This is a genomic window from Pseudoxanthomonas sp. LjRoot204_2 (genome assembly GCF_056175765.1).
Window position 1 is genome coordinate 1 of the sequence record NZ_JBGFFG010000076.1, and the last position, 12,554, is coordinate 12,554.

The 12,554-nt window shown below is 68.7% G+C and carries 12 protein-coding genes and 2 pseudogenes; all 14 read left to right on the forward strand.

The window, feature by feature from the left end:
- The coding region (locus AC04L7_RS05530) for a flagellin (RefSeq protein WP_475512657.1) at positions 1-800 on the forward strand (800 nt) is incomplete at its 5' end.
- A gap of 424 nt (positions 801-1,224) precedes the next feature.
- On the forward strand, positions 1,225-2,592 hold the full coding sequence (gene fliD / locus AC04L7_RS05535) for a flagellar filament capping protein FliD (RefSeq protein ID WP_435998892.1): 1,368 nt from the start codon (positions 1,225-1,227) through the stop codon (positions 2,590-2,592).
- 50 nt (positions 2,593-2,642) lie between these two features.
- The gene (gene fliS / locus AC04L7_RS05540) at positions 2,643-3,059 is read left to right on the forward strand and encodes a flagellar export chaperone FliS (protein ID WP_296281094.1); all 417 of its coding nucleotides are present in this window, start codon (positions 2,643-2,645) and stop codon (positions 3,057-3,059) included.
- The gene (locus AC04L7_RS05545) at positions 3,056-3,361 is read left to right on the forward strand and encodes a hypothetical protein (RefSeq protein ID WP_299343745.1); all 306 of its coding nucleotides are present in this window, start codon (positions 3,056-3,058) and stop codon (positions 3,359-3,361) included. The genes fliS and AC04L7_RS05545 overlap by 4 nt, the downstream gene beginning before the upstream one ends.
- 3 nt (positions 3,362-3,364) lie before the next feature.
- The gene (locus tag AC04L7_RS05550) at positions 3,365-3,949 is read left to right on the forward strand and encodes a PilZ domain-containing protein (protein ID WP_296281097.1); all 585 of its coding nucleotides are present in this window, start codon (positions 3,365-3,367) and stop codon (positions 3,947-3,949) included.
- A 214-nt stretch (positions 3,950-4,163) separates the two neighbouring features.
- Positions 4,164-4,796: a response regulator gene (locus AC04L7_RS05555; protein WP_296281099.1), complete on the forward strand. Its 633-nt coding sequence runs from the start codon at positions 4,164-4,166 to the stop codon at positions 4,794-4,796.
- Positions 4,797-5,033: 237 nt separating this feature from the next.
- A complete protein-coding gene (rpoN, locus tag AC04L7_RS05560) occupies positions 5,034-6,458 on the forward strand; it encodes an RNA polymerase factor sigma-54 (RefSeq protein WP_435998895.1) in 1,425 nt (474 codons plus the stop codon).
- A gap of 15 nt (positions 6,459-6,473) precedes the next feature.
- Positions 6,474-6,854 (forward strand): response regulator, encoded by a 381-nt coding sequence (locus AC04L7_RS05565; protein WP_055944547.1) that lies wholly within the window; start codon positions 6,474-6,476, stop codon positions 6,852-6,854.
- Positions 6,847-8,307, forward strand: coding sequence for a sigma-54 dependent transcriptional regulator (locus tag AC04L7_RS05570; protein ID WP_475512658.1), 1,461 nt, complete (start codon positions 6,847-6,849; stop codon positions 8,305-8,307). Before AC04L7_RS05565 ends, AC04L7_RS05570 begins: the two co-directional genes overlap by 8 nt.
- Before the next feature lie 76 nt (positions 8,308-8,383).
- Positions 8,384-8,743 (forward strand): flagellar hook-basal body complex protein FliE, encoded by a 360-nt coding sequence (gene fliE / locus AC04L7_RS05575; RefSeq protein ID WP_296281105.1) that lies wholly within the window; start codon positions 8,384-8,386, stop codon positions 8,741-8,743.
- 47 nt (positions 8,744-8,790) lie between these two features.
- The gene (fliF, locus tag AC04L7_RS05580; protein WP_475512659.1) at positions 8,791-10,455 is read left to right on the forward strand and encodes a flagellar basal-body MS-ring/collar protein FliF; all 1,665 of its coding nucleotides are present in this window, start codon (positions 8,791-8,793) and stop codon (positions 10,453-10,455) included.
- 16 nt (positions 10,456-10,471) lie between these two features.
- Positions 10,472-11,331, forward strand: a pseudogene (fliG, locus tag AC04L7_RS05585) (flagellar motor switch protein FliG).
- Positions 11,328-11,945 (forward strand): FliH/SctL family protein, encoded by a 618-nt coding sequence (locus AC04L7_RS05590; protein ID WP_435998902.1) that lies wholly within the window; start codon positions 11,328-11,330, stop codon positions 11,943-11,945. The pseudogene fliG and the gene AC04L7_RS05590 overlap by 4 nt, the downstream one beginning before the upstream one ends.
- Positions 11,942-12,554, forward strand: a pseudogene (locus tag AC04L7_RS05595) (flagellum-specific ATP synthase FliI); the annotation flags it as partial. The gene AC04L7_RS05590 and the pseudogene AC04L7_RS05595, both read left to right, overlap by 4 nt.

A 12,554-nucleotide genomic window follows, 5' to 3' on the forward strand; every position in this document is an offset into this window, starting at 1 on the left:
GCACCAAGCTGCTGGACGGTTCGTTCTCCAGCCAGCTGTTCCAGGTGGGCGCCAATGCCGGCCAGGCCATCGCCATCGACAAGACCGTCGACGCCAAGGCCGCCTCGCTTGGCAAGGCGCAATTCGGCTCCACCGGCGGTGTCAACGTCATGACCGGTACGGCGACCGCCGACGGCAAGATCACGGCGATCTCGGTGACCAATTCCGCCGGCAAGACGATCGCCATCGACGATGTCGACGTGAAAGCTGGCGAGACCGGGGCACAGGTCACCGCCAAGGTGATGGGCGCGATCAACGCCAAGGTCGGCGAGCATGGCATCTACGCCGAATCCACGGGTACGACCGGCGCGTTCTACACGGTAGGTGAAGCCGTGAACGCAAGCGGCGCGCCCGCTGCGATCAACATCGTCTACGGCACCAGCGGCGTCGCCGGCATCACCTCCGGCACCGGCGTGAATGGCGGTACGCCCGGCGCCGGCGAGATCAAGGGCCTGTCCGACCTTGACGTCACGTCGTACCTCAATGCCTCACGCGCCGTGACCATCGTCGACAAGGCGCTGACCGTGGTGAACTCGGCCCGCGCCGACCTGGGTGCGGTGCAGAACCGCTTCACCTCGGTGGTCGCCAACCTGCAGACCAGCTCGGAAAACCTGGCCGCCTCGCGCAGCCGCATCCGCGACACCGACTTCGCCAAGGAAACCGCCGAACTGACCCGCACCCAGATCCTGCAGCAGGCCGGTACGGCCATGCTCGCCCAGGCCAACCAGGTGCCCCAGAACGTGATGTCCCTGCTGCGCTGATACGCGGCCGCCCGTCTGCTCCTTAGTAGTTCCCTGTCGTCACGGACGGATTCGTCTCCCTCCGTTTGGCAGTACCCCAACCCCTGCCGGCAACGGCGGGGGTCTTTTTTTTGCAGGAGTGAGTGTGACGCGTGAGGCGTGAGCAAACGCGTCCAGCCGGCTCGGCAGCATTCGCCTCCATTCGGTCCCCGCGCCTCTCCGCTCACTCGCCACCCCACTGGCACAAACCCTGCATCACCGCCGTCGACCGCATTTCTTACCAGCACGCCGGACCCACGGCGGCGGTGGGAGACGGAGAAATGCGGCTAAAGAACGGCTCAGCCGGGCCGTTATTGGTACTGCACGGGCGGGTCCCATTCGTGATCGGATGGCGGCCCGCCCGGCCTCCCCTTTTTGCGGAAAGGGTCAGACAGGAGACAGGGCAATGGCAGATTATTCGCTGGGTTACGGCGGCATCGGTTCGGGGCTGGACATCACCGGCATGGTCGAACAGCTGGTCGCGGCCGATCGCAAGCCCGCCGACAATCGCCTGAACCGCATCGAGAGCCAGGCAAAGTTCAAGCTCTCGGCCATCGGCACCGTCAGTTCCGCCTTCAGCACGCTTGATACCGCGCTCAAGGCCCTGAAGTCCGCCACCGCGTTCGACGTGCGCTCGGTCAAGTCCGGCACCGACACGGTCGCCGGGGCCAGCGTCGCCAGCGGCACGCCCAACGGCATCTACAACGTTGAGGTGGTCGAGCTGGCCACCGCCAACAAATGGATCACCAACACCCCGGTCGGCGCCACCCAGACCTTCGGCGCCGGGCAATTGACGCTGACCGTCGGCGGCGAGTCGCTGGCCATCGACATCGCCGAGGGCGCAACCCTCCAGGACGTGCGCAGCGCCATCAACGACGTCGCCCGCAGCAAGGGCGTGCAGGCGAGCGTGCTGACCTCCAATGACGGCCAGTACCTGTCGGTGTCCTCGGACAAGACCGGCGCCGCGAACGGCATCACCCTGACYTTCGCCTCGGGCGGCAGCGACCTGCAGTCGCTCGCCACCAGCCTGCAGGAACGCGTGCCGGCCGCGGATGCCGAAGTGCTCATCGATGGTCTGACCGTCACCGCCAGCACCAACAAGATCACCGAAGCGGTGCCCGGCCTGACCCTCGACCTGAAGACCAAGGGCACCAGCACGGTCACCGTATCGACCGACACCGCGGCCGCCAGCAAGCTGATGCAGGATGTCGTGACCGCGTACAACACCGCCATCGGCGCGATCAACGCCAGCACCAAGTACAACGCCGAAAGCAACGAGCCTTCGGCGCTGACCGGCGACGCGCAGATGCGCAGCGCGGCCGGCCAGTTGCGCAACCTGATGGGCGACCTGCTCGGCGGCCTGGCGGCGCAGGGACTGGATGCGAAGACGATCGGCCTGCAGACCAAGGGTTATCCGACCTCCGACGGCACGCTTGTGTTCGACAGCAGCAAGTTCACCGCGGCCCTGACGGCTGACCCGGAGAAGATCCGCACCGCCTTCACCGGCGACACCGCGTTCGCCGGCCGGCTGCAGACCGCGGTCAGCAGCTATGTGGGCACCGATGGCGCGTTCACCCTGCGCACCAACGGGCTGAACGCGCAGATCAAGGATGTCGCCACGCAGCGCACCGCACTGGATGCGCGCATGGAGGCCGTCGGCAACCGCTACAAGGCGCAGTTCGTGGCGCTGGACAGCATGATTTCGCAGATGAACACCACCAGTTCCGCCCTCGCCCAGCAACTGGCGTCGCTCACCGCTCAGACGAGCAGTTAATCACCGCGGGTCCGGACCGCCTCCCCGACCGGATCCCCAGGAGAAATGGAATGTCACTTCAGTCCTACGCCGCGCAGTACCGCAACACCGGCCTCAGCAGCGCCGTGATGGAAGCGGATCCGCACCGTCTGGTCGCCCTGCTGCTGGCGGGCGCCTGCGAGCGCCTGCGCCTGGCGGAAGCCTGCGTGATGCGCGGCGACCTGGCCCGCAAGGGCAAGGCCATCGGCGAAGTCAGCGCCATCATCGGCCACCTCAACGGCTCGCTCGACCACGAGGCGGGCGGCGAGATCGCCGGCAGCCTGTCGGCCCTTTACGACTACGTGCAGACGCGCCTGATCGAAGCCAACCTCCACAACGATCCCGCCGCCCTGCGCGAATCGCTGGACCTGCTGGGCGAAATCGAGTCAGCGTGGAACGCCATTCCCAACGAGCAGCGCCAGGTCCCGGCGATGGCCGCGGCAGGATGAGCACCGCGCCGGCCCTCGACGAGCTGTTCGCCCAGCTGGACGCCATGCGTCGCGCCCTGCACGCCGGTGAACTGGAAGACGTGGAGCGCCTGCTCAATCGCCACGACCACGACGTGCGCGCCTTCCTCCATGCCGACGGCGGCCGGAGCGCAGGCTACGACGCGCTGGCCGTCCTGCTGCGCGCGCAGCTGGAACTGCAGAAGAGCATGCAGGACGCCCGCGAGCAGGCGCGCGTACGCATGCACGCCACGCAACGCGCGGATCGTGCCGCGCGCGCGTACCTGTCCGTCGTCGAGGGATGAGCCATGACTACCCCGATCGTGCTGGTCGAGCACCCCGCCGAGCACGCGCTCTTCGATGGCGCGCTCACCTGTGACGTCGTGCTGCCGGCGCGCTTCGACGCCGGCCAGCGCGCGTTGATGCAGGCACCCTCGGAAGCGCTGCTGAAGGGATTGGCCGTCGCCGAAGACGTCCGCGGCGACGATCCGGAAGAACGCAAGGAATCCACGCCCACGCAGCAGCGCATCGAAGCCAAGCTGGACCTGGTGCTCTCGCTGCTGGGCCGGCTCTCACGCCGCCACGAAGCCGCGCTTCCCGTGACCGGCCTGCGCTGGTCGCATCGGGGCATTCGCCTGGACGCGGCCTCGCTGCCCGCCTGCGCAAGCGGTACGCCCGGCATCGTCACGGTACAACCGGCGACGTGGCTGAGCGACCAGATCGAGTTGCCGGCGACCGTGCTGGACCATGTCGAGGGATCGCAGGGACTGTTCCACCTGTGGCTGCAGTTCGATGCCCTGAATGCCGGCCTGGCGGAAGCGCTGGACCGTCACCTGTTCCGCCTGCATCGCCGCCAGGTCGCCGAAGCACGGCAGCTGGCCAGCCGGACGTAAACGCGTTTCGCGCAGATCGTCCGGGAGCGCACCAGCGGCCGTGCGCGCGTCACGTCGACAATCTGCGGTATTCGCTGTTTTCGGCGGGACACGGACGCCGCAAGCGTGACGTGCGTCGTGCTTTCACCGCTCCATCGCGATTATGAATTGGCGCCGCGCACGTGCACCGTTATGGTGACTTGATCCTGCAACGCGACAACGACTGATTTCTCCCGTGCGTGTACTCATCGTCGACGACCACACCCTGGTCCGCGCCGGCATCGGCCGGCTGCTGCAGGCCCTGCCCGACGTCGATGTCGTGGCCGAGGCCTGCAATGCCCAACAGGCGCTCGACATGGCGGCGATCCACCGCCCCGACCTGATCCTGCTGGACCTGTCCCTGCCCGACCGCAGTGGCCTGGACCTGCTGCCCCTGTTGCGCGAATCGCTGCCGCAGACGCGCGTGGTGATGATGTCGATGCACAACGATCCCACCCAGGTACGCGTGGCGCTCGATCGCGGCTGCGCCGGCTTCGTGGTGAAGGAAGCCGCGCCGATGGAACTGGAACTCGCGTTGCGTGCGGCCGCCGACGGCCAGGTATTCCTGAGCCCGCAGGTGTCGTCGAAGATGCTGGCGCCGATGCTCAACCCGCAGCGTCCGACCGGCATCGCCGCACTCTCGCCGCGCCAGCGCGAAATCCTGCGCCAGCTCGGCAGCGGCATGAGCAGCAAGGAAATCGCCGCCCAGCTCGGCATCAGCGTCAAGACCGTCGAAACGCACCGCGCGCGGATGATGGAATCGCTGGGCTGCCGCCGCGCCAACGATCTGCTGCTGCTGGCCGCGCGCCACCAGAACGAACTGGCCTGAGCCTTGCAGTATCCCGGGAGCGACACCGCTTCCGTGACGGAATTCCGTTATCGCCACGCCCTTCCGGGCGCCTGCCTCCGCCATTGAACCGACGTCGTAGGGGAAACCCTGACGGCAGGTGGGGCGTGCCCGCAGCACGACCAGAAACGCCCTGATTTTTTTTCCGTCACCCGACCCGCACAGTGTCAACACGATGTGAAGCCAGCTCGGCATGCCATCGAATCGGGGATCACGGGAATGAAGACGGGACTTTCCACCCAGCTCGGGCAGCAACTCCACCTGACGCCGCAACTGCTGCAGTCGATCCGGCTGCTGCAGCTGGACGGCCTGCAGCTGGAGATGGAGGTGCGCCGGGCACTGGACCTCAATCCGCTGCTCGAAGTGGAGGAAGTACAGGACGCCGACCCGGCCGGTGACATCGAGGTGCTCCCCGCACAGGACGTGGCGACGCTGGAAACGGCCGCGTTCGACGAACTTCCCGAATCGAACCTGTGGGACGTGGCCGGTGCCGGCTGGCAGGACGGCGACGACGACCGCATGCAGCGCGTCGAGGCCGGTGAATCCAGCGACCCGCACGTCCGCGTGCTGGACCGCCTGGCGCTGGAACTGGACGATCGTGCGCTCGACGTGGTCGCGTTCTGGCTGGAGCACACCAACGACGCCGGCTACCTGGAGCAGGCACCCGATACGCTGGCGCTGCTGGCGTCGGCGCGCTTCGACCTCACCACCGGCGCCGCACTCGCCCTGCGCGAGCGCCTGCTGCGCGGCGAGTTCCCCGGCCTGACCGCGGCCGACGTGCGCGAATGCCTGCTGGTACAGCTGGACTGCCTGCAGGGGCGCGTGCCCGCCCGCCACGTCGCGCGCCGCATCGTCACCGACGGCATGGCCCTGCTGGCCGCGCACGAGTACGACGCCCTCGCCCGCCTGCTGGAGCTCGACCTGGACCAGGTCATGGAAGGCGTGCGGCTGGTGCTGTCGCTGGATGCGCGCCCGGGCGCGTCGCTGGCGCCTGCCCCGACCGGTTACATCGTGCCGGACGTGGTGGCCTGGCACGCCGACTGCGCGTGGCGCGTGGCACTGAACCCGGCCACCACCCCGCGCGTCCGCGTCAACGCCATGCAGGAACGCGCCCTGGACCAGGTCGAGCCGTCCGAAGGCGCCGGCAAGTTGCGCGAACTGCTGCAGGAGGCGCGCTGGCTGACCCGTGGCCTCTCCATCCGCTACGACACCCTGCTGCGCACCGCGCGCGCCATCGTCGAACGCCAGGCGGGCTTCCTGACCCAGGGCGACGAAGCGATGGCCCCGCTGACGCTGAAGGAGATCGCCGATGCCATCGGCATGCACGAGTCCACCGTCTCGCGCATCACCACCGGCAAGTACATGCAGACCCCGCGCGGCACGTTCGAGCTGAAGCACTTCTTCGCGGTACGTCTGGAAGGCGCCAACGTGTCCGGCCCGGCCGTCCGCGCGATGGTCCGCCGCCTGATCGATTCCGAACCGGCGGGCAAGCCGCTGGCCGACGAGGCCATCGCCGGCCTGCTGGCGCGCCAGGGCATCCATATCGCCCGCCGGACCGTCGCCAAGTACCGTGAACAACTCGATATCGCTCCCGCCCGGGAACGCCGACGCGCTACCGTATCCGTCTTGGCCAAGGCTGGATAACGGAGCACGACCGCAATGAGCAAGATCACCGTACTGCTGGTGGACGACCACGAAGGTTTCATCAATGCCGCCCTGCGCCACCTGCGCAAGGTGGAATGGCTGGACATCGTGGGCCGTGCCAGCAATGGCCTGGAAGCCATCGAACGCTCCGAGACCCTGCGTCCGGACGTGGTGCTGATGGACCTGGCCATGCCGGAAATGGGCGGCCTGCAGGCCACCCGCCTGATCAAGACGCAGGACGCCCCGCCCTTCATCGTCATCGCCAGCCACTTCGACGACGCGGAACACCGCGAACACGCGATGCGCGCCGGCGCCGACGACTTCGTCAGCAAGCTTTCCTACATCCAGGAAGTCTTGCCCATCCTCGAAAAATTCAAAGACCGCCGCCATGAGTGAATCCCGCATCCTCGTCATCGACGCCGACGCCACGCGTGCCGAACGCCTGGCCGGACTGCTCGAATTCATGGACCTGACGCCCCGCTGGGTCTCCAGCGCCGGTGACGTGGATGTCCGCCGCGCCCGGCAGCACGACTGGCTGGCGGTGGTGGTCGGTTCGCTCGACGACCAGAAGGCCGCCGACGGCTTCTTCGCGTGGCTGGGCAAGGCCCCGCTGCCCCCGCCGGTGCTGCTGCTGGAAGGCGACACCGCGGGCTTCGCGGCCGCCCACGGCCTGCACGAGGCCGGGGTCTGGGCGCTGGAAAGCCCCATCCGCCACGCCCAGCTGGAAGCCTGCCTGCGCCGCGCCAGCCTGAAGCGGCTGGATACCGAACACCAGGCCCAGCAGGTCAGCACCAGCGGCCCGACCGGCAACAGTCCCGCGGTCACCCGGCTGCGCCGCATGATCGAGCAGGTTGCCACCTTCGACACCACCGTGCTGGTGCTCGGCGAGTCCGGTACCGGCAAGGAAGTGGTGGCCCGCGCCATCCACGACCAGTCGCCGCGTCGCGACGGCCCGTTCGTGGCCATCAATTGCGGCGCCATCCCGCCGGACCTGCTGGAGAGCGAGCTGTTCGGCYACGAGRAMGGCGCCTTCACCGGCGCGCTGACCGCCCGCAAGGGCCGCTTCGAAATGGCCGAAGGCGGCACGCTGCTGCTGGACGAGATCGGCGACATGAGCCTGCCGATGCAGGTCAAGCTGCTGCGCGTGCTGCAGGAACGCAGCTTCGAGCGCGTCGGCGGCAACCAGACCATCCGCTGCAACGTGCGCGTGATCGCCGCCACCCACCGCAACCTGGAAGCGCGTATCGCCGACGGCCACTTCCGCGAAGACCTGTTCTACCGGCTCAACGTGTTCCCCATCGAGATGCCCGCGCTGCGCGAGCGCGCCGACGACCTGCCCGACCTGGTGATGACCATCGCCGCGCAGCTCTCGCGCACCGGCCGCGGCGAAGTGCGCTTCGCCAGCGAGACGCTGCAGGCGCTGCGCCTGTACGCCTGGCCGGGCAACGTGCGCGAGCTCACCAACCTGGTCGAGCGTCTTGCCGTGCTGCATCCMGGCGGCCTGGTGCGCGTGGCCGACCTGCCGAAGCGCTACCAGCCGGAAGGCGTCGAGGTGCCGGCCGCGCCTACCGTCGTCGCAGCGCCTGCGCCGGCCGCCACCGCACCCGCCCCGTCGGCCATCGTGGCGGCGGCCGTGACGCCCGCCGATCGCCTGCCCGAAGCCGGCATCGACCTGCGCGAGCACATCGCGCAGATCGAACTGAACCTGATCCGCGACGCGCTGGACCGCGCCGGCGGCGTGGTCGCGCATGCGGCCCAGTTGCTGGGCCTGCGCCGCACCACGCTGGTGGAAAAGCTGCGCAAGTACGGCATCGAGCGCGAAGACGTGGCGCTGGCGACGGAAAACTGACTGGCCCCGGGCGCGGTTTCCGGCACGGGTCTTGCAACCGACTACGCAAGACACCCGACGACCGAAGCACCCGCCCATGTCCGACGTCACTTCCATCCTCTCGCAGATCCGCAGCTACCAGCACCAGGTCGGTACCCGCGCACTGGAGCCGATGCCGAATCCGGGCGCGATCGGCCCGGGGCGGGTGGGACTGGAGCAGCCGGGCGTCAAGGCGCCCAGCTTCGGCGACACCCTGCAGAACGCGCTCGAGGGCGTGAACAACGCGCAGAAGACGTCCGGCGCGCTGGCCCAGGCCTTCGAACTCGGCGACCCGCGCGCCGACCTGGCGCGGGTGATGGTGGCCGCCCAGCAATCGCAGGTCGCTTTCCGCGCCACCGTCGAGGTCCGCAATCGCCTGGTGCAGGCCTACCAGGACGTGATGAACATGCCGCTGTGATGCGGCACCCACCTTCCCTTTCCTTCTCCTAGAACCGACCCGTCGCCATGGCCCTCACGCTGTCCAAGGAAGCCCTGAAGGAATCGCTGACCGCCGACAAGGCCGGCGCGGCGCTGACCAAGATGCAGGACGCCCGCGTGTTCAAGCAGATGGGCACGCTGCTGCTGATCGCCGGTGCGGTGGCGGTGGGCATGATGGTGTTCTTCTGGTCGCAGAAGCCGGCCTACACCCCGCTGTACACCGGCCTGGACGCCAAGGCCACCGCCGAAGCCACCGACATGCTGCGCGCGGCGCAGATCCCCTTCCAGCTGGACCAGGCCAGCGGCGCGATCTCCGTGCCCGAAGAAAACCTGCACGATGCCCGCCTGAAGCTGGCCGGCGCCGGCCTGGCCGAAAGCGGCCGCCTCGGCTTCGAGATGATGGAACGCGATCCCGGCTTCGGCGTCAGCCAGTTCGTCGAGAACGCGCGCTACCAGCACGCACTGGAAACCGAACTGGTCCGCACCATCACCACGCTGCGTCCGGTGCGCGACGCCCGCGTGCACCTGGCCATCCCCAAGCCCAGCGCGTTCACCCGGCAGCGCGAAGTGGCCAGCGCGTCCGTGGTGCTGGACCTGCGCTCGGGCACGATGCTGGAGCGCAACCAGGTCGATGCCATCGTCCACCTGGTCTCGTCCTCGATCCCCGACCTGGCCCCGGAGCGCGTCACCGTGGTCGACCAGAGCGGCCGCATGCTGACCATCAGCGACCCGAACAGCGAGGCCGCGCTCAACGCCGCCCAGTTCGAGCGCGTGCGCAAACTGGAAACGTCCTTCAACGAACGCATCCGCGAACTGCTGGAACCGCTGACCGGCCCCGGCCGCGTCAATGCGGAGGTCGCCGTGGACATGGACTTCTCCGTCACCGAAGAAGCGCGCGAAACCTTCGCCAACGACCCGGCCAAGATCCGCAGCGAGCAGGTCAGCCAGAACAGCGTCGCCGCCACCGGCCCGGAAGGCGTACCCGGCGCCACCAGCAACACGCCGCCGGGCCCGAATGCCGCCGCCGCGCCGAACCCCGCCGCCCCGGTGGAAACCAGCAGCAGCGCCACCCGCAACTTCGAGATGGACCGCACCCTGCAGCACACGCGCCAGCCCGCGGGCCGCGTGCGCCGCGTCACCGCCGCGGTGCTGGTCGACCACGTGCCGCGCACCGGCGAGAACGGCAAGGTGGTGATGACGGCGCTGGACGCCGCGACGCTGGYCCGCATCGAAGCGCTGGTGAAGGAGGCCGTGGGCTTCGACGCGGCGCGCGGCGACTCGGTGTCGGTGATGAACGCACCTTTCGTGCGCGAGACCGAAGCGCCCTCGGACGTTCCATTCTGGGAAAGCCCGTGGCTGCACAACCCGATGGTGCGCGACATCGCGCGCTACGGGCTGGGCGCGCTGGTGGTCGTCGCACTGCTGTTCGGCGTGCTGCGCCCGGCCATGCGCCAGATCATCAGCCCGACCGCCAAGCTGAAGCACGAGGACGACGGGATCGACGTCAACGTGGTGCACGCGGAAGACGAAGACGGCGTGGTCGCCACGCTCTCGCACGAGCACGCGCCACCGTTGCGCGCCCTGCCCTCCGATGCTTACGAAGACCGCCTGCGCCAGGCGCGGGAAGCGGTGAAGACCGACTCCAAGCAGGTCGCACAGGTGGTCAAGGACTGGGTGGCCAGCGATGAGTAACGCGCAGGACAACACGCTGACCGGTGTGCAGCGCGCCGCCGTGCTGCTGCTCTCGCWGGGCGAGGAGGACGCCGCCGAGGTGCTCAAGCACATGAACGCCAAGGAGGTGCAGAAGCTCGGCATCGCCATGGCCACCATCTCCGGCATCAGCCGCGAGGAGGTCAGGCAGGTGATCTCGAGCTTAACACCACCGGGCTGGACACGCTGAAGTGGATGGACCCGCGTGCCATCGCCGACCTGGTGCGCAACGAGCACCCGCAGATCATCGCCATCGTGCTGGCCCACCTGGACAGCGACCAGGCCGCCGATACGCTCAAGCTGCTGCCCGAGCGCACCCGCACCGACGTGCTGCTGCGCATCGCCACGCTGGACGGCATCCCGCCGAACGCGCTGAACGAGCTCAACGAAATCATGGAGCGCCAGTTCGCCGGCAACCAGAACCTCAAGGCCTCCAGCATCGGGGGCGTGAAGGTGGCGGCGAACATCCTGAACTTCATGGATTCGGGCCAGGACCAGGTGATCCTGGGCAGCATCACCCAGGTCGACGCCGACCTGGGCGCGCGCATCCAGGACCTGATGTTCGTCTTCGACAACCTGGCCGAACTCGGAGACCGCGAGCTGCAGGCGCTGCTGCGCGAAGTTCCGAACGACCGCCTGGGCCTGGCGCTGCGTGGGGCCGACGCCAAGGTCAAGGAAAAGATCACCCGCAACATGTCGCAGCGTGCCGCACAGATCCTGCTCGAGGACATGGAAGCGCGCGGCCCGGTGCGCCTGTCCGACGTGGAAGGCGCGCAGAAGGAAATCCTCGCCATCGTGCGCCGCCTGGCTGACCAGGGCGTCATCGCCCTGACCGCCAGCGCCGAGGAAATGGTATGAGCGCGCCCTCGCCCCTGCGCTGGATGCCGGCACCGCTCGACGTGGTCGTGTCCGATGCCGCCGCCGAACAGGAGGCACCGCCGCTGGTGCCGCCGACGCTGGACGAGATCCAGGCCATCCAGGACGCTGCCCATCGCGAGGGCCTGGAACGCGGCCTCGCCGAAGGCCATGCCGACGGATTCGCACAGGGCCAGTCCGAGGTGCGCCGCCTCGCCGCGCAGATGGAGGGCATCCTCGACAATTTCTCGCGTCCGCTCGACCGTCTGGAGAATGAGGTCGTCGCCGCGCTCTCCGAACTCGCCGTGCGCATCGCCGGTGCCCTGGTCGGGCGCGCGTACCAGACCGATCCGGTGTTGCTGCAGGAACTGGCGACCTCCGCGCTGGATGCCGTGGGCGGTTCGCAGCGCGAAGTCGAACTGCGCCTGCATCCGGACGACATCGCCGCACTGACGCCGGTGCTGGCAATGACGGCGCATACGCGCCTGACCGCCGACACTTCGCTGAGCCGGGGCGACCTGCGCGTGCATGCGGAAAGTGTGCGCATCGACGGCACGCTGGAAGCCCGCCTGCGCGGCGCGCTGGACACCGTGCTCAACCGGGGAGCGCGGGCATGAGTGCCCAGCCGCTGGAATGGCTGACCGCCCGCGACCTGCGCCTGTCCGCGCGGCTGTCGCAGATCAACCCCGAGCTCGGTGGCCGCGGCCTGATCCGCGAAGGCATCCTGCGCCGCGCCGTCGGCCTGACCCTGGAAGCCATCGGCTGCGAAGCGCCGATGGGCGCCACCTGCAAGGTGGAAGTCGTCGACGGCGGCTGGGTGGATGCGGAAGTCGTCGGTTTCTCCGGCGAACGCACCTACCTGATGCCCAGCGCCGAACTGCACGGACTGCTGCCCAATGCGCGCGTGGTGCCCTCGCGCCGTCGTGGCGGCGTGGAAGTCGGCGAAGGCCTGCTGGGCCGCGTCATCGACAGCGATGGCGTGCCGCTCGACGGACGCGGCCCGATCCGCGCCGAGGGCAGCGTCAGCCTCGCCGGCATCGCGATCAATCCGCTTTCGCGCGAACCCATCACCCAGCCGCTCGACGTCGGCGTGCGCGCGATCAACGCCCTGCTGCCGATCGGCCGTGGCCAGCGCGTCGGCCTGTTCGCCGGCTCCGGTGTCGGCAAGTCGACGTTGCTGGGCATGATGACCCGCTACACCGCCGCCGACGTGATCGTCGTCGGCC

What these genes read in the sequence shown, in the direction of transcription:
- fliS (WP_296281094.1), top strand. Translation starts at nt 2,643, where the DNA reads ATGTCACTTCAGTCCTACGCCGCGCAGTACCGCAACACCGGCCTCAGC.
- AC04L7_RS05545 (WP_299343745.1), top strand. Translation starts at nt 3,056, where the DNA reads ATGAGCACCGCGCCGGCCCTCGACGAGCTGTTCGCCCAGCTGGACGCC.
- AC04L7_RS05550 (WP_296281097.1), top strand. Translation starts at nt 3,365, where the DNA reads ATGACTACCCCGATCGTGCTGGTCGAGCACCCCGCCGAGCACGCGCTC.
- rpoN (WP_435998895.1), top strand. Translation starts at nt 5,034, where the DNA reads ATGAAGACGGGACTTTCCACCCAGCTCGGGCAGCAACTCCACCTGACG.
- AC04L7_RS05565 (WP_055944547.1), top strand. Translation starts at nt 6,474, where the DNA reads ATGAGCAAGATCACCGTACTGCTGGTGGACGACCACGAAGGTTTCATC.
- fliE (WP_296281105.1), top strand. Translation starts at nt 8,384, where the DNA reads ATGTCCGACGTCACTTCCATCCTCTCGCAGATCCGCAGCTACCAGCAC.
- AC04L7_RS05590 (WP_435998902.1), top strand. Translation starts at nt 11,328, where the DNA reads ATGAGCGCGCCCTCGCCCCTGCGCTGGATGCCGGCACCGCTCGACGTG.